This is a genomic window from Actinomadura sp. 7K534, from assembly GCF_004348575.1.
Classification (GTDB): domain Bacteria; phylum Actinomycetota; class Actinomycetes; order Streptosporangiales; family Streptosporangiaceae; genus Spirillospora; species Spirillospora livida.
On sequence record NZ_SMKB01000142.1, the window covers coordinates 1 to 18848 of the forward strand.

An 18848-nucleotide genomic window follows, 5' to 3' on the forward strand; every position below is an offset into this window, starting at 1 on the left:
GCTGTGTATAAGAGACAGGGGCCGGGTGGTCCGCCGGGCGCGGCGCGGCCTTGGCGGCTTTGATGCGCGCCCGGCCGCGGTTGCCTCGGCTGAGCAGGTCGGTCAGCGTCGCGAGGTCGGCGGTGGCGGCGTCGCGGAGGCCGGTGGCGGCGGCGCTGCGCAGGTCGGCGGCGACCGAGGCCAGATCGTCGACCACCGCCTCCAGGACCGTCGCCACGGCGCCGGCGTTGCCCCTGACGATGTCGGTCCACAGCCCGGGAGGGCCGTGCGCGATCCGGGTGGTGTCGTGCAGGCCCCGCCCGGCCAGCTCCAGCGTCGTGTCGTCGGCGGTGGTGAACCGCGCCGCCAACGCGGCCGAGACCACGTGCGGGGCGTGCGACACCGCGGCGACCACCCGGTCGTGCGTGTCGGCGGTGAGCAGCCTGGGGACGGCCCGGCAGGCTCTGATCACCTGCATCGCCGACCGGACCGCGCCCAGTTCCGTCGCGGGGTGCGGGCACAGCAGCCACGGCCGCCCGGCGAACAGTCCGGCGTTCGCGGCGGCGGGACCGGCCAGCTCGCGTCCCGCCAGCGGGTGGCCGGGGACGTAGCGGGCCAGGTCGCAGCCGGCCCGCGCGGCGTCCGCGACCACCCCGGCCTTGGTGCTGGCGACATCGGTGTAGACCGATCCCAGGCCGCGGGCCTGCGCCTGCTTCAGGACCTCGGCGACCGTGGACGGCGGGGTCGCGATCACCACCACGTCGGCGGGCGGATCACCCGGCCGCCGCGCCGTCCCGGCCCCCATCCGCACCGCCGCCGCCACCGCGTCCGGGTCCCGGTCGGACAGCGTGACACCGGTGCCGGCCGCGCGCAGGGCGAGCGCCACCGAGGTGCCGATCATGCCGGTGCCGATGACCGCGACCCGGTGCACGACCTCAGGGCTCATCGCTTCGCCATCCTGCGGTAAGGGAAGGTGCCGTTGGCGGCCTACCTGACGCATCGTCACATCCCCGCTCACCTGCGGCACCTCCCGGATTGCCGTGTCCGCCCCGCACACGGCTGAGTTCCGGTCCGGCCCGCGCCGCCGGGTCGGGCTACGCCGCCGGGACGGCGTGGTGGCCGTTCCGGGTGTGGGCGTGGGCGGCCGCGCTGATCGCGGCGGCGGCGGCCGTCCGGGGGTCGTCGGCGAGACCGGTGCCCCAGGACCGCCTCCCGTCGGGTGTCCGGCACTCCGCGTAGACCGCGAACTTGCTTCCGCCCTCCCCGCGCGGAAGGACGCCGGTCGGAACGGGAGGAAGGGCCGTCTCGACGAACCGGACGTCGACCGGCACGTGGGCCGAGCGCAGGCGCCGGGCCAGTTCCTCGCGGTCGACCGGGCCGATCAGCGCGGTGCGCCCGTCGACGTGCAGCCGGAAGTCCGCCCCCGCGGGGGTGTCGCCGGCCCCCGGGACCATGTACCGGTCGTTGAACAGACGCCAGAGCTCCATGGGGCCGACCTCGCCGCCGGTCGCCTCGGACCGGGCCTGCACCACCCTCGCGAAGTCGTCCCGGAGCCCGGACGGCAGGTTCAGCGAGTGCCAGGCCCGCATCATGTACGCCACGCCGCCCTTGCCCGACTGGCTGGTCACGCGGACGACCGCCTCGTAGGAGCGGCCCACGTCCCGGGGGTCGATCGGCAGGTACGGCATGTTCCATTCGGCCGGTCCGGCGTCGGTTCCGGTGTCGTCCAGCGCCGCGAGGCCCTTGCCGATCGCGTCCTGGTGCGTCCCGGCGAAGGTCGTGTAGACCAGGTCGCCGGCGTAGGGATGGCGTGGATGGACGGTCTGCCGCGTGCAGTACTCGTAGGTTCTTCGGATCCGGTCGAGGTCGGAGAAGTCGATCCGGGGATCGACTCCCTGGCTGAACAGGTTGAGGCCGAGCGTCACCAGGCACACGTTGCCGGTGCGCTCGCCGTTGCCGAACAGGCAGCCCTCGACGCGGTCCGCCCCGGCGGCCACGGCCAGCTCGGCGGCGGCCACTGCGGTGCCGCGGTCGTTGTGCGGGTGGACCGACAGGCAGATGTGCTCCCGGCGGGACAGGTTGCGGTTCATCCACTCGACCTGGTCGGCGAAGAAGTGCGGCCCGGAGCGCTCGACGGTCGAGGGCAGGTTCAGGACCGTCTCACGGCCCGGAGCCGGCTGCCACACGTCCATGACCGCCTCGCAGACCTCCAGCGCGAAGTCGGGCTCGGTCTCGTTGAACATCTCCAGCGTGTACTCGAACCCGAGGTCGCAATCGCCGAGCAGCTCCTCGGCGTCGCGCAGCAGCGTGGCGGCGCCCCGCACCGCGAGGTCCCGGCACTCGTCGCGGTCGATCCCGTAGACCAGCCGCCGGGCGAGCGGAGCGGTCGCGTTGAACACGCAGATGGTGGCGCTGCGCGCGCCGGCCAGCGCGGTGACGGTGCGCCGGATCAGATCGGGGCGGGCCGGGGTGCCCACGGTGATCCGGACGTCGTCGGGGACGAGGCCCTTGCCGACGAGCAGCCGCACGAAGTCGTGATCGTCCCGGCTCGCCGCCGGGAAGCCGACCTCGATCTCCTTGTAGCCCATGTCGGTTAGCAGCTCGAACAGGAGCAGTTTGCGCTCGGGTGACATCGGCCTGGCCAGCGCCTGGTTGCCGTCGCGCAGGTCGCTGGAGAGCCATCGCGGGGCCCGGGTGACCATCCGGGTGGGCCAGGTGCGGTCCGGAAGCTCGACGCGATTGAACGCCCGGTAACGCTGATGTGAATTCATCTGCTCTCTCCTTTGCCGATGTGTTACGGGTTCGGCCGGTGTGCCGTGTCATGGACGGGTCTCCGGCGCAAGGCGTGATCTTGCCAAACCGGGGGCGAAAGAATGGCGATAGTCGGCGATCGCCGATGTGCTCGGCCGGTGGGCACCGAAGCGTCTCGCCCCGTTTCGGGACGCCACGGTGTCGCGTGCGGGGGACGGTCGCGGGGTCGGACAGGCGTCTGCCGGTGGACTACGGCAACGCCGGATGATAATGCGAAAGTCCTGTGCCATGGCGATTGGGTATCGAAAGACGTAACGACGCCCGTGTTCGTGCGGAAACCCCGGCTTGATCTTGATGACCGGGAAGAACCGGGTGACGATCACCGGTATGACGACCACTCCGAATGCGATGCGTCCGGTACCGGCCCTGCGGGAGGCGCTGGCGATCGCCCGGTTGTGCGTGCTGGAGGCGCGGCCCTCCGTGCTGGTGATCTCACTGCTGCGCTTCCTGGCCGCCGCGGCGCTGGGGGCGGGGGTCGCGGCCGCCGAGGGCGGCACCGGCGACGCGGGCCGCGCCTGCGTCGCGGCCGCGGCGTGGCTGGGCGGGGTGTTCGCGGTCTACCTGTTCAACGGGGTGATGGACCGCACCGAGGACCGGGTCAACGGGTCCCGCAGGCCGATCGTGCGCGGCGCGCTGCCCACCCGGCTCGCCGCCCAGGTCACCGTCGCGGCGGCCATCGTGTCGCTCGCCCTCATGGCCGCCATCGGCGCGGACGCCGTCTGGGCGCTGCTCCTGTACCTGGCCATCGGCATCGGCTATTCTGGTCCGCCGCTTTACCTGAAGCGCCGGCCGATCACCTCGAGCCTTACCGGAATGTCGCTCGCGCTGCTGACCTACTATGCGGGCTTCCGCTCGCAGGCCGAGATCGGCGCGAGCTCCGTGGGCGTCGAACTGACGCTCTTCATGGCCGCCATGGTGCTCTGGATCGGGACCGTCGGCATGCTGTCGAAGGATTTCTCCGATATCAGCGGTGACGTCGCCGCGGGACGAAGATCCATTCCGGCGCGAATCGGTGAAGCGGCCACCTTGCGCCTCATCGTTGTGTGCGCGTTCGTGCTCGCGATATCATTCTGCGTGGCTGCGGGGACGTTCGTGCGCCCCCTTCTGTGGCCCGGGTTCGTCATGCTGGCGGGCGCCGTGGCGATGGCAGCGATATGTCTGGGCCCGCACGCCGCGAAAATGCCGCGCAGGCGCCTCCCCTATCGGGCTTTCATGGTCACGCAACACGCCTGCCATTCGGCGGCGATCATCCCGCTCTGGGTGACGCCCGCGATCTGACCCGGCTCCGCGAGCCGCCGTACACCATTCGGAGCGGTCGTGCGGGGGCCACCGCGTGACGGCGGACGACCAGGTCGAACCACCGCCGCGCGGTGCCTTGGCAGCCGCATTTCAGGGCTCTCGGCCTGCCGGTGCCCCCATCGGTCAGCCGAGGAAGGACCGCAGCGCGGCGTTGACCTCGTCGGCGTGCGTCCAGAGCAGCCCGTGCGGCGCGCCCTCGATCTCGACGTACTCGGCGTCCGGGAGGAGTTTGTGGAAGCGGCGGGCCGTGACCTCGATCGGCAGGATGCCGTCCGCCGTACCGTGCAGGATCAGGGCCGGCTTGCCGCTGGCCCGGACCGCCTCGACGTCGGCGCGGAAGTCCTCGATCCACGAGGAGACGACGGCGTGGGCCGCCACCGGGGCGCTGGAGGTGGCGACGTTCCAACTGGCGGCGACCGCCTCCTGGCTGATCCGGCCGCCGAGGTTCTCCTCCAGGTTGTAGAAGTCGGCGAAGAACTGCGTGAACCAGGCGTACCGGTCGCCCTTCGCCGCCGCCTCGATCCCGTCGAAGACCGCCCGCGGCAACCCCTCGGGGTTGTCGTCCCCGGCGAGGAGGAACGGCTCCAGCGAGGCGAGGAAAGCGAGCTTCGCGACCCGCTGGTGGCCGTACCGCGAGACGTAGCGGGCGAGCTCCCCGGTGCCCATCGAGAAACCGACCAGGACGACCTCGCTGAGGTCGAGGGTCTCCAGCACGGTGTCGAGGTCGGCGGCGAACGTGTCGTAGTCGTAGCCGGACCCGACCTTGGACGACCGGCCGAAGCCGCGGCGGTCGTAGGTGATGACGCGGTACCCGGCGGCGAGCAGGTCGCGGGTCTGGCGCTCCCAGCTGTGCCCGTTCAGGGGATAGCCGTGGATGAGGACCACGGGCTGTCCCGCGCCCTGATCCTCGTAGTAGAGCTCGATGGGAGTGCTGTTCTCATTGCCGACGGTGATGAATCCCATGATGGGGTTCCCTTCCTCGTTGTTCGGTCTCTGTGCTGCCGGTCAACAGCCGACGTCGGCCATACCGATGTGGCCCGCCAGGGCGAGTGCCCAGTGCACGTCGGTGGCGAAGGTGCTTCCAGGAGCGCCGTTCTTGGTGTCCTTCACCGCGGACAAGAGCGCCTCCTCGAACGAGTGCGCGTCCTGGAAACGGTCCTCCCGCTCCTTGGCGAGGGCCTTCGCGAGTACGGCGTCAAGCGCCGGCAGGACGGTGCCGACCCGCGCGGGCTGCTTGTGGATGTGCTGGTAGGCGATGGAGAGGGGGTTCTCTCCGACGAACGGCGGCCGCCCGGTCAGGAGCTCGTAGAGCACGCAGCCCGCGGAGTAGAGGTCGCTGCGGGCGTCCGCGGTCTCACCCCGCGCCTGCTCGGGGGAGAGGTACGAGGGGGTTCCGACGAACACCTGGGCATGGGTCAGGGTCGCGGCCGGATGGCCCGTCGCACGCGAGATCCCGAAGTCCACGACCTTGACCGCACCCGCGGGCGTGATCATCACGTTGGCCGGCTTGATGTCGCGATGGACGACGCCTGCCCGATGGCTGAAGCCGAGCGCCGAGAGGATCCCGGCCTGGTACCGGATCGTCTCGTCGAGCGTGAGCCTTCGCGTTCTGAGGAGATCCCGCAAGGACCGTCCCTCGACGTACTCCATGACGATGAAGGGGACTCGGACCTTGTCCGGGGAGCCGTCTCCGACTTCCTCGTGCCCGGTGTCGAGGATGGAGACGATGGCGGGGTGGCTGAGACCGGCCACCGTCGTCGCTTCGCGCTCGAAGCGGGAATGGAACACGGGATCTCGCACCAGGTCCTTGCGGAGCACCTTTATCGCGACCGAACGGCCCGAGCGGAGGTCGCGACCACGGTGGACGTGGGCCGAGGCACCCCGTCCGATGACGTCACCCACTTCGTACCGGCCGTCGATGACTCGATCCGCATTCATCGGCGCGGCTCCCAGCGGAAGAGCCGCGCGGCCAAGGCGACGGCGGCGAGAACCCAGGCCATGGTGATCGGCAGTAGGGCCAGGGAGTCGGCCAGGGGGACGCCGCCGTCCCAGGCGTTGACGACCAGTTCGGTCGCCGCGCCCCCGGGAAGCATCCGCTTGAGCAGGGCGAGGTCCTCGGTGCCGGCGATTCCCACCCAGCTGGCCACCGCGATCACGGACAGGCTCACCGGCAGGGTGGTCACCTGGGCGTGCTCCGGGGAGTTCGTGAGTCCCGCGGTGGCCAGGGCCAGGGCGACCATCATGGCCGTCGTCGCCAGGATCGCGACCGCGAGGAGCGGGAGCTGGGCCGGTCCGGTGGCGACCGCACCGAGCACGATCAGGATCGCGACCGCCTGGACGAGCGAGATGACGGTGACCGGCAGGACCAGCCCGGCGAGGATGCCCGCGTCGCCCGCGGCGGTGGAGCGCAGCCGCTTGAGGAAGAGGTTCTGCCGGCGCGAGGCCAGCGTGGTCACCGCCGTGGTGTACAGGCCGAAGGCCAGCACGGTGAACATCACGATCGCCGCGATGTAGCCGAGGCCGCCGAGATCGGAGAACGCCTCGTGCTGGTGGACGAAGTAGCCGCCGGCGGCGACCGGGATGACGAGACCGGTGACCAGGACCAGCCGGTTCCGGAAGATCTGGATCATCTCACTGCGAGCGATCTCCAACATGCTGGTGGATCCCTTCGTGGCAAGGTGCCGGGTGGTTTCAGGCGCGGGTGATGGCGCGGAAGACGTCGTCGAGGCGGGTCGGACCGGCCTGCAGCTCCCGGAGCTCCACCCCGGTGTCGTGCGCCCAGCCCAGCAGCCGGTAGAGGTCGTCCTGCAGGCTGAAGGTCTCGATGTGGAAGGCCCCGTTGAGCGCGCCCACGATCGGCGGCTCGGGGGCGCCGGGGGGAAGCACGAAGCTGATCAGCGACGGCAGCGCCTGCGTCAGCTCCGCGACCGTGCCCTCCCGGTGGAGCGTGCCCTCGTGCATGAGGCCGATGCGGTCGGCGCGCTGCTGGGCCTCCTCCAGGTAATGGGTGGTGAGCACGATCGTGGACCCCTCGTCGCGCAGCCTTTCGACGGCGGCCCAGAGGGCGTCGCGGGACTGGATGTCCAGCCCGGTGGTGGGCTCGTCGAGGATGACCAGCTCGGGGCCGCCGTACACGGCGGTGGCGAAGTCCAGGCGGCGCTTCTCGCCACCGGACAGCTGGGAGACCCTGGTGTCCGCCTTGCGGGTGAGGCCGGCGATGCCGAGCACCCGGTCGGCGTCGTCGCTTCGCCCGCTCAGCGCGCCGATCAGGCCGACCGACTCGCGCACCGTCAGATCCGGGGAGAAGCCGCTCTCCTGCAGCATGACGCCCATCCGCGGCCGCACCGCGCGCCGGTCCCGGGGGCTCGCACCGAAGATCCGCACCGTGCCGGACGCGGCCCGGCGGTGCCCCTCGACGACCTCCAGGGTGGACGTCTTGCCTGCTCCGTTCGTGCCCAGCAACGCGTAGAACTCGCCGCGCCGCACTTGGAAGGACAGGTCGCGGACGGCGGTGAAGTCGCCGTAGGTCACGTTCAGGCGTTCGACGTCGATGACGGGGCTGGCGGACATGGTGTTTCCCTTCGTGGGCCGTGTCACCAGACTCGCGCCGGGCGCGGTGCCCTCGCGTCGGTGGAAGCCCCGACGTCATGCGCAGGTCAGCACGCCCGCATTCCGAGCCGGGACCTGGCGGGAGGTGGTTCGCATAGGTAAGAATCACCTAGTGCGGTACTGACCCGAGGGGAGTCGGACCTGACGGACCTCTTGGGCCGGCGTGCGGAGCGCGATGCGGTCGAACAACTGCTGGCGCAGGCACGGGCCGGGCGCAGCGGGACGCTTGTGCTGCGCGGGGAAGCCGGCATCGGGAAGACCGCCTTGCTCGAGTACGCCCGCGATACCGCGGCCTCCTCGGGCTTCCGGGTGGAGAGCTCGGTCGGTGCGGAGTCCGAGACGCAGTTCGTGTTCGCGGGCCTGCACCAGCTGTGCGCGCCGCTGCTGGGCCGCGCGGACGCGCTGCCCGACCCGCAGCAGGCCGCCCTGGGCGTGGCGTTCGGACTGACGGCCGGTATCGCGCCGGACCGTTTCCTGGTCGGGCTGGCCGTCCTCAACCTGCTGGCCGAGGTCGCCGAGGAGGGGCCTCTGCTGTGCCTGGTCGACGATGCGCAGTGGCTGGACGAGGCGTCCGCTCAGGTCCTGGCGTTCGTGGCGCGGCGGGTGGAGGCCGAGCGGGTGGCGTTGGTGTTCGCGGCGCGCGACTCCGGGGAGGGTGGCGCCGAGCAGTTCGGCAGGTTGCCGGAACTGCGCCTGGACAGGCTCGGCGAGACCGACGCCCGCGCGCTGCTGGCCGCCGGCGTGCACGCGCCGCTGGATGACGTCGTGTGCGAGCGGATCGTCGCCGAGGCGCGCGGCAACCCGCTGGCGCTGCTGGAACTGCCCCGGAGCGCACCCCCGATGAAGCTGGCCGGAGGGTTCGAGCTGCCGGATGTGCTGAGCGTCCCCCGCCGCGTCGAGGACGGCTTCCGGCGCCGATCGGCCGGCCTGCCCGCCGAGACGCGGATGCTGCTGCTGGTCGCGGCGGCCGACCCGACCGGCGATACGGCGCTGCTGTGGCGCGCGGCCACCGGCCTGGGCATCTCCCCCCAGGCGGCCCTACCTGCGGAGGCCGGCGGGTTGCTGGAGATAGGCGCTCGGGTGCGGTTCCGCCATCCGCTGGTCCGCTCCGCGGTCTACCAGGCGGCCGCAGCGCCGGATCAGCGTCGAGCCCACCGCGCCCTGGCCGACGCCACCGACCCACAGGTCGACCCTGACCGGCGCGCCTGGCACCGCGGGCAGGCCGTGCTGGGCACCGACGAGGAGGCCGCCGCCGAGCTGGAGCGCTCGGCCGGGCGGGTCCGTGCCCGCGGCGGGCTGGCCGCCGCGGCCGCGTTCCTGCAGCACGCGGCCGAGCTGACCCCCGATCCCGCCGCCCGCGCGACGCGGGCGCTGGAAGCCGCGCAAGCCAAGTACGACGCCGGCGCGTCCGAGACCGCCCTGGAACTGCTGGCCGGCGCCGCGACCGGGCCACTGGACGTCCTGCAGCACGCGCGGCTCGAGCTGATGCGCGCCCAGATCGCGTTCCACCTGACGCGCGGCAGCGACATGCCGGGGATGCTGCTCGACGCCGCCAAGACACTCGCCCCACTGGACCCGACGCTGGCCCGCGAAACCCACCTGCACGCGATCGACGCCGCGATCCACGCCGGTCACCTCGCCCGGGGCTGCGGATTGCCCGAGGTGGCCGAAGCCGCGCACAACGCGCCCGCGCCACCGGCAACCCCGCGGCCGGTCGATCTGCTGCTGGACGGGCTGGCCACGCGGTTCACGCAAGGGTTCGAGGCGAGTGCTCCCGCTCTGCAGCGGGCACTGACGATGCTTCTCGACCACGAATCCAGAGTCGACGACGACGACCGCCGCTGGCTGTGGCTGGCCTGCCACGTCGCGTCGATGCTGTGGGACGACGAGGCGCTCTACCTACTGGCCGTCCGCGGGGTCCGGCTCGCCCGCGAGGCCGGTGCGCTGTCCACGCTGCCCGCCGCGCTCAACGCCGTCGCCTCGATCCGCGTGCTCGCCGGTGAGCTAGCCCGGGCAACCGAGCTCGCCGCCGAGGAGGCCGTGATCACGCAGGCGACCGGGGCCCCGCCGCTGCCGAACGCCCGGCTCATGCTGGCCGCCTGGCGCGGCCGGCAGTCCGAGACGCTGGAACTGCACGCGGCCATGGTCAAGGAGGCGACGGAGCGGGGTGAGGGCTCGCCGGTCAACCTGGCCCAGGCCACACTGGCGGCGCTGCACAACGGCCTGGGCAACTACGACGACGCTCTCGCCGCCGCGACGGTGCCTTGCGAGCACGACGACGTGGCGTACAGCAGCCTGGCCCTTCCCGAACTCGTCGAAGCGGCGGTCCGCGCCGGCGAGCCGGAACGTGCGGCGGCCGCGCTGGAGCTGCTCAGCTCCCGGGCACGCGCCAGCGGAACGGACTTCGCGCTGGGGCTGGTCGCGCGATCGCGTGCGCTGACCACGACCGGTCCTGCCGCCGAGGAGCACTACCGCGAGGCGATCGTACGGCTCACCAACTGCCGGTGGGCCGTCTTCCTCGCCCGCACCCACCTCGTCTACGGCGAGTGGCTGCGCCGCGAGCGCCGCCGCCAGGACGCCCGTGAGCAGCTCCGCACCGCCCACCGGCTGCTTTCGGACATGGGCATGGAGGCGTTCGCCGACCGCGCCGCCCGCGAATTGCGCGCCACCGGCGAGCACCCCCGCAAACGGACCGCCCAGCCGACCGACTCCCTCACCGACCACGAGCTGCACGTCGCCCGCCTGGTGGCCACCGGGGCGACGTCCCGCGAGGTCGCCGCGCAACTGTTCCTCAGCCCCCGCACGGTCGAAGCCCACCTCCGCAACATCTTCCGCAAGCTGGGCATAACCTCCCGCCGCCAGCTCAGAGAACTACCGCTCCCCTGACCGGTCGCACAGAAGCTCCGAAGGAGCAGCCCGGAACCAGCTCGGTGGCCCGGGCTAAGTAATTCTCCCCGACGCGAACGAGCGCCTGCCGCCGCGAGCCTGAGGACACGGCAACAGCCGCTGTCACAGCACCGATGCAGGAGGCGCAGCGAACAATGTCCACCGACGTCACCGTGACCAGGAGCCCGGCCCGCCGGCGCTACGAAGCCTCCGTCGGCGACACGGCGGTAGCCGGATTCATCGACTACGAGGAGACCAGCGAACTGATCGTCCTGACCCACACCGAGGTGGCCCCGGCCTTCGAGGGCCGAGGAGTCGCCAGCACCCTGGCCCGCGCCGCCCTGGACGAAATCCGCGAACGAGACCTGAAGGCCCTGGTGATCTGCCCCTACATCATCGCCTGGCTACGCCGGCACCCCGAGTACCAAGACCTGCTCTACAACGCAGCACGCCCCAAGACCAGCAACCAACCGCCCGACACCGAACAGCCCCAACCCTTCTGACTACGCTTCACGGACGGCCCGGGAATCTGGTCCCGCGGGCGTCCCGCAGGTCGTCCCGGTACTGGGGCGGTCCGGCTCGGCCGGTCCGGGCGCGGGCGGCCGCGCACGATCATCCGGCAGATGGCGTCGGGCTGCGGACGTCGTGCGGAGCCGGTCCGGTGTGGCCGAGGACCGGGTGCGGCCGGTACGGAGCCTCCAGCCGCCGCGCCTCCTCCTCCGTGAGCCGCAGTTCAGCCGCCGCCACGGCGTCGTCGACGTGCCGCTGGGAGGTCGCGCCGACGATCGGCGCGGTCACGCCCGGACGGCCGAGGAGCCAGGCCAGCGCGATCCGGGCGGGCGGTACGCCGCGTGCGGCAGCGACCTCGCGAACGGCGTCGACCACGTCGAAGTCGGCGTCCTCGTAGAGGTCGTCGGCGATGGAGTCGCTGCCCGCCCGCACCGTGCGGAGGCCCCCGCCGCGTTCGCGGTTGCCCGCGAGCAGCCCCCGTGCCAGCGGGCTCCAGGGGATGACGCCGACGCCCTGGTCGAGGCAGAGCGGGATCATCTCCCGTTCCTCCTCCCGGTAGACCAGGTTGTAGTGGTTCTGCATGGACACGAACCGGGTCGGCGCGCAGTGCTGCGCCTTGGCGAACTGCCAGGCGTACATGCTGGACGCGCCGATGTAGCGGGCCTTGCCGGCCTTCACGACCTCGTCCAGCGCCTGCATCGTCTCCTCGATCGGCGTCTCGTAGTCCCAGCGGTGGATCTGGTAGAGGTCGACGTAGTCGGTGCCGAGCCGGCGCAGCGAGGCGTCGATGGCCGACAGGACGTGCTTGCGGGACAACCCTCCGTCGTTGGTTCCCGGTCCCATCGGGAAGTAGACCTTGGTGGCGAGCACGTAGTCCTCGCGGTGCGCGAACAGCGTGCTGAGCAACCGCCCGGTGATCTCTTCGGTGCGCCCGAGCGAGTACACGTCGGCGGTGTCGAAGAAGGTCACGCCGGCCTCGACGGCGCCGCGGACGATCGGCTCGGCCCGGTCCTCGTCCAGGTACCAGGCCTCCGCCGCGGGATCGCCGTAGCTCATCATGCCCAGGCAGATGCGCGAGACCTTCAGCCCCGTCGCGCCGAGCCGTGTCTGTTCCATGTTCTCTCCTGTTCAGCCGGGAACGCGGTGCGACGCGACCCCGGCGATCACCAGTGCGACCCCGGCGGCCTCGGCGGCCGTAGGGAACTGCCCGAGCACCAGCGCGCCCGTCACCGCGGCGGTCGTCGGCAGCAGGGACGTCATCAGCGCGTACGTCGCCCTGGGCAGGCGTTCCATGGCGAGCTGGTCGAGCACGTACGGGATCACCGACGAGCAGATCCCGACACCGATCCCGGCGGCGAGCACCGCCGGGTCGGACGCGGCCGGCACCGCCGGCACCGTTCCGACCGGCACCACCAGCACCGCGGCCGTGGCCATCGCCGCCGCCAGCCCGTCCACGCCGCCGCCCGGACGGCGCGCCATCCGATGCGCGAGCACGATGTAGACGGCGAACAAACCCGCGTTGGCGAAGGCGAACGCCAGGCCCACGGGTTCGCCCGCCAGTTCGGCGTCGGTCAGCAGGGCCACGCCGCCCACGGCCGAGATCAGGGCGAGCACGTTGCGGGCCGTCCGGGCTCCCAGCGTGGCCAGGGCGACGACCGGAAGGAACTCGATCGCCGCGACGGTGCCCAGCGGCAGCCGGTCGATGGCCAGGTAGAACGTGGTGTTCATCGCCGCGAGGACCGCGCCCCACGCGGCGGTCGTCCGGTCGATCCGGCGCAGAGCGGGACGGCGCCACGCCGCGAACACCACGGCCGCGCCCCAGATCCGCAGCGCGGCGACGCCGAGGGGTTCCAGGCGCGCGAACAGCAGGACCGCCAGCGCCGGTCCCAGGTAGTGGAAGACCGCGCTGCCGACGAAGAACCCCGACGGCGGAAATCGCATGGCCGTATCGTCGGGCAATCCTTACGCTGGCGGAATGGCGAACAGAAAGAGCCGGCCCGGCCGCGCCTTCGAATCAAAGGAACTCGACGACATCGACCTTCGGATTCTCGCCGAGCTCCAGCGGAACGCCCGGACCAGCCACGCCGAGCTCGGCCGCCGGGTCGGCCTGTCGGCGCCCGCCGTGGCCGAGCGGATCCAGCGGATGGAGAGCACCGGAGTGATCGTCGGCTACCACGCCGCGGTCGATCCGCGGGCGCTGGGCTTCCCGATCAGCGTGCTGGTCCGCGTCCGGCCAGCCCTGCGCGAGCTGCACCTGATCCCCAAGATCGCCGACGAGATCCCGCAGATCGTCGAATGCCACCGCATCACCGGCGACGACTGCTTCTTCTTCATCGCGCACCTGCGTTCGGTGGACGAGCTCGAACCGATCCTCGACCGCTTCACCCCGCACGGCCGCACCACCACCTCGATCCTCCAGTCGGCTCCCGTGCCGCGCCGGCCCCTCCCCTGCGGGCCGTCCGACGCAGGCCCGGAGCAAGCGCTGCTCTGACCCTTCGCCAAACGGGGTGGGGCACTTCGATGGACTGGACGTGCCTCCTGCGCGAACAGTTCATCGAACACGTCCGCCCACCCGGCCGGGCCGACCGCTTCCACAGACGCGGGCGCGTCCGCCCGGCTCCCAATCCCGGCGCCGAGGCCCGGATTTGCCGGCACCTCGGCCGAGGACGAGGCACGTTCGTCGTTCCCACGTGGACTTAGAGCGTGTCTCATGTGGGGAGTTTGGCGAGTTTCTGGTAGCAGGTGATGGCCGCTGCGAGGACGAGAAAGGCGTTGAACAGGTGGCCGTGACGTTCGTAGCGGACGGTCAGGCGCCGGTAGCCGAACAGCCAGGCCAGGGTCCGTTCGATCTTCCAGCGGTGGCGGCCCAGCCGCTCACTGGACTCCACGCCGCCCCGCGCGATGCGCGGCACGATTCCGCGCCGGCGCAGTCAGGCCAGGTGCTCGGCGGAGTTGTACGCCTTGTCCGCGCGGACCTTGACCGGCCGCCGACGGCGCGGTCCACGCCGTGACCGGATCGCCGGTAACGCCATCAGCAGCGGCTTGAGCGCCTGGCTGTCGTGGACGTCGGTGGCCGAGACCGCGACCACCAGCGGCAGCCCGGCGGCATCGGACAGCACGTGGAGCTTGCTGCCCTCTTGCCCCGATCGACCGAATTGGGGCCGGTCAGCGTCCCCCCCTTTTCGCTCGGACGGCGGCCGCGTCCACGATCGCCGACGCCCAATCGACCTGCCCACGCGCCCCAAGTTCGTCCAGCACCACATGGTGCAACCGCGGCCACAACCCCGCCCTGGTCCAGGCGGTGAACCGCCGATGCGCCGTCGGCACGCTCACCCCGAACTCACCGGGCAGGTGCCGCCACGCGCACCCACTGGTCAGCACGTACACGATCGCGGTGAACACCGCCCGATCGTCCACCGGCGCCGTCCCGCCACCCTGCCGACGCGGCGTGAACTCCGGGATCAACGGCTCGACGATCGCCCACAACTCATCCGGCACCAACCGCAGCGCAAGATCCGACGACACAATCCCCGATCATGCCGCACCACCTACCGAACCCACGTGAGACACGCTCTTAATGGTCCGTTGACCTCATGATCTTCTCCGACTTACCGTTACCGGGTGCTATACGGCCGGGAAAAAGAGCAAACCGAAATCGATCGCTTGCTGGGCGTTGTTCACGGCGGCGGTAGTGGCGCCGTTCACATCTGGGGCGAACCCGGCATCGGAAAATCGGCCTTGCTCGACTGCCTACTCGTGGCGACAAGACGCAGACCGGGCCGGCTCGAGTGCCGTCCCCGCTCGCTCGCAAAGCTGCGTGCGTACCCTGCCCATCACGGCCACTTCGCTTAGTGACGCCGGTTTACCGAAGCGCCCTTCCCCAGATCGTGATCTTTTCACTAGGATGCACCGATCTGATCCAGTTGGTTGGGGAACGAGGTTCTCATGGGTGTGCGACTGCTTTTCTCGGAGTCGAGGATGACTGTGTCCGGTATGCGTACACGCACCGTCGGTTTGCTGGTTTCGGGAGTGCTGGCCGCCTCCATGCTCACGGCTCCGGCCGCCGAAGCGGACGAGTATCCGACGCGTTATGCGGGCTGGTCGATGGACGAGGCCGAGGGGCCGGTAGCGCGTGCCGTGGCCGGCGGCAGTGTCGCGAACCCGCGTGCCGATCTGAGGTTTACGCGTGGGGTGGAATTCGGGCAGGCGGGCAATTCGATGGGCGCCGACAGATCGGTTCGGCTGAACGGCCGGAACGATTTCGGCAGGGCCAGGTTCCTGGCGAGCACCAGCAGGCCTTTCATGTTCTCCACCTGGGTGAAGCTCGCGTCTCTCGACGGTGACCAGATCGCCGTCAGCCAGGGCATGGCTGACGGCAGCGTTTTCGAACTCGGCTGGATCGGCGACCGGTGGACCTTCCGGCACCGCACCGTTCACGGAAACGCCGCGGCCTCGGTGACACGAGACATGGCGCAGGCGGCGGACGGCACGCCGTGGACCGAGCACTGGGTCTCCCTCATGGGCGGTTACGACCCGGTCGTCGGCGAAGTCTGGCTGCGCACCCAAGCCGATGGGGAATTCGAGAACTGCGTACCTGACGAGCCGTGGAACTGCCATGCCGAGAGCTTGATGCCGCCGGAGACCGAGGTGGCGCCGACCGAGTGGACGACATCACCCGCTGAGGGGCCGCTCTTGTTCGGCGCGACGGCCGACGGCGGCACGCGACACTCATTCTGGAACGGCTGGCTCGACGACTCCCAGCTCTGGCCTCTGACCCACACCGACCAGCCCCTGCTGAGGGTCATCTACGGCGAACGGTCCCGGCCCCTCCCACACGGCACTGATGACCTGACTGATCTACGGCGTGTGGCGCCATGTGCTGGAGTACTTCGACGCCTTCCTGGTCGGGCTCACGCGACCCGGGTTACGCAGACCTCCGGGTTCTTCGGCCGGAACCTGGTCAGCGAGTACACAAGCCCTTCACCGTCTGAACGGTGGTCCCTGAGCCCACACCTATACGAGGTTCATCGGTGGAGGCCGGGCTGGTGGCCGGTACTGATCGTAAGCTGTTCGGATCGGGCACACCTCGTTCAGGGCGGTGCCGCCGCTACCGGCCTCGTGAAGCCGATCGCAAAAAACTCGGTGCTGACAGAACCTGGACCACCGTCTGTGCCTTATAGGGGGTGAGAGCTCCACCCTCGGCCCGAAGGGAAGTGCGCATGGCGATCCAGGCGGTACGCGCCGCGGCTGGTCTGGCCCGGTCGATGATCACCCGCAAGGTCGGTGGCCTGTGGCAAGTCCTCCGCGCCTATGTTGAAGGACGTAATGCCGTCAGCTTCGAGCGTGAGCGCCGCACCACCTTGCTCACCGTCTCGCAGGTGCTGCCGCCCGGTACCTGCCTGTACGACCAGCGTGCGGACGGGGGCGTCCTGAAGATGCAGATCGCACCGGTAACGCGTATTGACCTCGCCGTCAGCGGAGGCACAGCCCCGGGGCTTCCTCAATACGCCGTCCCCGCGTGTCGTCCGCGGGACCGTGGTTCCATTCACAGCGACACCGGCACAGCGCGGCTTGTCGAGGAGTGACCGTATGGGAACGAACGCACATATCTTTGCGCCGCCGGTTCACAGAGTGGTCGTCTTCGCCGATGTCGCCCAGTTCTCGGCTCCGCACCGTACCGAGGGCGACCGGCTCACGATACGCACCGGCTTCTACAACGCGATGCGCACTGCCTTCGCTGATACGGGGGTGCCCTGGGACGACTGTCAATGGGAGGACCGCGGTGACGGGGCATTGATCCTGGTCCCGCCGAAGTACGGTGAAGGAACGGAGGAACTTCTGCTGAAGGGCCTCCCCCAGTTGCTCGCAAGCGCACTTCGCCAGTACGAACTGGAACGTCCTTCCGGAAGCCGATTTCAGATGCGAATGGCGATCCATGTAGGCGAGGTCTACTCGGACGACGAAGGCTATCTGGGCGAAACCATCATCCACGCTGCCCGGCTCTTGGAAGCCCTGCCGCTGAAGCGTGCCCTGTGGGAATCTGCAGTTCCTCTGGCGCTTATTGTGTCAGATACGCTTTACCACGGCAAAATCCAGAATGCACCCAGTCTGGAACCGGCTAATTATCAGCGGGTAAGAGTAACGACTAAAGAAACCAGCGCGACGGGATGGGTCCGGCTATTCGATCAGGCTGCTGAGGTGTCCCCGGCGGACAGCGGAGAGACCCGCCATACGGGCAGGCTCAACGGTGAGAAACCGGTCAGCCGGTGCGAAATCGAGGGGTTTGATGGGTTCTATCTCGCCCACTACCGGTTCATCCGTAACACCATCAACGCCCGGGCGCAGGATTGGACGCTGGCCGAAGAGGTCGCCAACGAGGCGATGGCCATCGCATATCGTAAGTGGGATGACCTGGTCGAACACCCCAATGCGATCGGCTTCGTCATCGTCACGGCTCGCCGCATCCTCTCGAGAATCCAACGTCAGCGGGCGAGAAGGGCTTCGCTCGAGTCAACCCTATCCTTTGATGTATCTCCTGGTCTGGAGTTCAGTGCACCGGGTGGCGACCCGGCTGACATTGTTGTCAACCGGACAGCTCTCCAGCAGGGCCTGAAGGCACTGCCCATCGATCAACGCGAATGTTTCGTGCTCCATGAAATCCTCGGTCAGCCCGTACGGCAGATCGCTGAGCTGCTGAACCTTCCAGAAGGCACTGTCAAGACCCGGCTGCGAGCTGCTCGGCAAGCACTGCGCGACCTACTCGATGACGACCTTTGTGAAGGGGGCGCTTCGTGAACTATAATCCTGGCATCGTTACTAACGACTGGGACAAGAAACTCAGCCATGAAGAACTGCTTGCACGGCTGACTGCATTGAAGCACAGAGCTGTTCATGCCCTTCCGATCCTTGATGACGACGACCTCGAAGCTGCCATCGAAGAAGCGGCCGACCGGCTGACCTTGAGGCATGACGAAGTTGATCTGTGACGGAGGATTGCTGTTTCAACTTAGGGTTGGAATCTCGGTCCGTATGATCCTGTGCCTTACTTGTCAAGCACAGGTGTCACTCATGTACCAACGGAAGTGAGTGTCGCCGACCTTTGGCGTAGAGGTCGCGGATCTGCATGAGGGTTTCGTAGTCGTCCCATCTGTGCAGGTCGTAGCCGTAGACGGCGGCGAAGTCGTTGACGTCCGCCGGGGGGGAGACCGAAGCGGCGTTCGCCGTGGTATCTGTGATCAGGTCCCATTCAAGGGGCCGGCGGCGACGCTGTCCCAGTCACCGAGGGCCACGTGCCTGTCTCGATGACGAAGCAGGTTGTCTATCCAAGCATCGCCGTGCGGGAGTGTTCGGCAGTTCGTGGAACGGCAGGCTGTGCCATGCGTCGGTGGGTCCGCTATGCGGTGGCTGAGCCAAACTTGATCGTCGGAGGCGAGGACGCCGGGCCGGCGGTGGACGGTTGCTCCGGGAACTCCAGGAGACGGCGCCCCTCCGTCCGGCACCCAGACTGCTGGATCTGCTGCCGGGCGGACCGGTCGACCTGGAACTACTTCCTGAGCCGACGTTGCGGCGGCTGCTGGATGTCTCTGGGTTGAAGATGCACCACAACCGGGAGAAGAGCCTTGTGGAGTGCGAGGTGACGGTCACGTCCGAGATCGTCGGTATGCAGCGTGATGTTGCGGACGTGGTGGTCGGTTCCGGGCGAGCAGGTTCCGCTGGTACCCCCTACGGGGTCCGCCCCAGACCGGCTCCACCCC

The 18848-nt window shown here is 69.7% G+C and carries 17 protein-coding genes and 1 pseudogene; 9 read left to right on the forward strand and 9 right to left on the reverse strand.

Annotated elements, in window-relative coordinates; genetic code table 11:
- Both E1266_RS24420 and E1266_RS24425 read right to left on the reverse strand, forming a co-directional pair.
- A partial coding sequence (locus E1266_RS24420; protein ID WP_165966195.1) for a prephenate dehydrogenase occupies positions 1 to 925 on the reverse strand: 925 nt, incomplete at its 3' end.
- A gap of 148 nt (positions 926 to 1073) precedes the next feature.
- Entirely contained in the window at positions 1074 to 2750 is a 1677-nt protein-coding gene (locus tag E1266_RS24425; protein WP_132050729.1) for a 2-isopropylmalate synthase, read from the reverse strand.
- A 334-nt stretch (positions 2751 to 3084) separates the two neighbouring features.
- Between E1266_RS24425 and E1266_RS24430 the strand changes: the two genes are divergently transcribed.
- A complete protein-coding gene (locus E1266_RS24430) occupies positions 3085 to 4068 on the forward strand; it encodes a UbiA family prenyltransferase (RefSeq protein WP_132050731.1) in 984 nt (327 codons plus the stop codon).
- Between the two features lie 144 nt (positions 4069 to 4212).
- Here the strand turns inward: E1266_RS24430 and E1266_RS24435 are convergent, their stop codons facing one another.
- The 4 genes from E1266_RS24435 to E1266_RS24450 are packed head-to-tail and all read right to left on the reverse strand — an operon-like array spanning position 4213 to position 7659.
- Positions 4213 to 5052 (reverse strand): alpha/beta hydrolase, encoded by an 840-nt coding sequence (locus E1266_RS24435; protein ID WP_132050733.1) that lies wholly within the window; start codon positions 5050 to 5052, stop codon positions 4213 to 4215.
- A 42-nt stretch (positions 5053 to 5094) separates the two neighbouring features.
- Positions 5095 to 6027, reverse strand: coding sequence for a protein kinase (locus E1266_RS24440; protein ID WP_132050734.1), 933 nt, complete (start codon positions 6025 to 6027; stop codon positions 5095 to 5097).
- Positions 6024 to 6743: an ABC transporter permease gene (locus E1266_RS24445; protein ID WP_132050736.1), complete on the reverse strand. Its 720-nt coding sequence runs from the start codon at positions 6741 to 6743 to the stop codon at positions 6024 to 6026. Before E1266_RS24445 ends, E1266_RS24440 begins: the two co-directional genes overlap by 4 nt.
- 37 nt (positions 6744 to 6780) lie before the next feature.
- Positions 6781 to 7659, reverse strand: a complete 879-nt coding sequence (locus E1266_RS24450) for an ABC transporter ATP-binding protein (protein WP_132050738.1) — start codon at positions 7657 to 7659, stop codon at positions 6781 to 6783.
- A 192-nt stretch (positions 7660 to 7851) separates the two neighbouring features.
- Here E1266_RS24450 and E1266_RS24455 point away from each other — a divergent pair, with 192 nt between their 5' ends.
- Complete coding sequence (locus E1266_RS24455) at positions 7852 to 10584, forward strand: LuxR family transcriptional regulator (RefSeq protein ID WP_132050740.1); 2733 nt, start codon at positions 7852 to 7854, stop codon at positions 10582 to 10584.
- Positions 10585 to 10739: 155 nt separating this feature from the next.
- Entirely contained in the window at positions 10740 to 11087 is a 348-nt protein-coding gene (locus E1266_RS24460) for a GNAT family N-acetyltransferase (protein ID WP_132050742.1), read from the forward strand.
- A gap of 109 nt (positions 11088 to 11196) precedes the next feature.
- Here E1266_RS24460 and E1266_RS24465 read toward each other — a convergent pair whose 3' ends face one another.
- Together E1266_RS24465 and E1266_RS24470 are read right to left on the reverse strand one after the other, a co-directional pair.
- Entirely contained in the window at positions 11197 to 12210 is a 1014-nt protein-coding gene (locus tag E1266_RS24465; RefSeq protein WP_132050744.1) for an aldo/keto reductase, read from the reverse strand.
- 12 nt (positions 12211 to 12222) lie between these two features.
- Positions 12223 to 13035 carry an EamA family transporter gene (locus E1266_RS24470; RefSeq protein ID WP_132050746.1) on the reverse strand — a complete coding sequence of 271 codons (813 nt, stop codon included), beginning with the start codon at positions 13033 to 13035 and terminating at the stop codon, positions 12223 to 12225.
- 34 nt (positions 13036 to 13069) lie between these two features.
- Between E1266_RS24470 and E1266_RS24475 the strand changes: the two genes are divergently transcribed.
- Entirely contained in the window at positions 13070 to 13585 is a 516-nt protein-coding gene (locus E1266_RS24475; RefSeq protein ID WP_132050748.1) for an Lrp/AsnC family transcriptional regulator, read from the forward strand.
- Positions 13586 to 13802: 217 nt separating this feature from the next.
- Here E1266_RS24475 and E1266_RS24480 read toward each other — a convergent pair.
- Positions 13803 to 14619, reverse strand: a pseudogene (locus E1266_RS24480) (IS5 family transposase).
- A gap of 468 nt (positions 14620 to 15087) precedes the next feature.
- Here E1266_RS24480 and E1266_RS38165 point away from each other — a divergent pair.
- The 5 genes from E1266_RS38165 to E1266_RS38910 form a co-directional block, all read left to right on the forward strand.
- Positions 15088 to 16281 (forward strand): LamG domain-containing protein, encoded by a 1194-nt coding sequence (locus E1266_RS38165; protein WP_165966194.1) that lies wholly within the window; start codon positions 15088 to 15090, stop codon positions 16279 to 16281.
- A 32-nt stretch (positions 16282 to 16313) separates the two neighbouring features.
- Positions 16314 to 16679, forward strand: coding sequence for a hypothetical protein (locus E1266_RS24490; RefSeq protein ID WP_132050752.1), 366 nt, complete (start codon positions 16314 to 16316; stop codon positions 16677 to 16679).
- A gap of 4 nt (positions 16680 to 16683) precedes the next feature.
- The gene (locus tag E1266_RS24495) at positions 16684 to 17889 is read left to right on the forward strand and encodes a sigma-70 family RNA polymerase sigma factor (protein WP_132050754.1); all 1206 of its coding nucleotides are present in this window, start codon (positions 16684 to 16686) and stop codon (positions 17887 to 17889) included.
- Positions 17886 to 18080: a hypothetical protein gene (locus E1266_RS24500; protein WP_132050756.1), complete on the forward strand. Its 195-nt coding sequence runs from the start codon at positions 17886 to 17888 to the stop codon at positions 18078 to 18080. The genes E1266_RS24495 and E1266_RS24500 overlap by 4 nt, the downstream gene beginning before the upstream one ends.
- Positions 18081 to 18550: 470 nt before the next feature.
- On the forward strand, positions 18551 to 18848 hold a 298-nt coding region (locus E1266_RS38910; RefSeq protein WP_207945890.1), incomplete at its 3' end, for a hypothetical protein.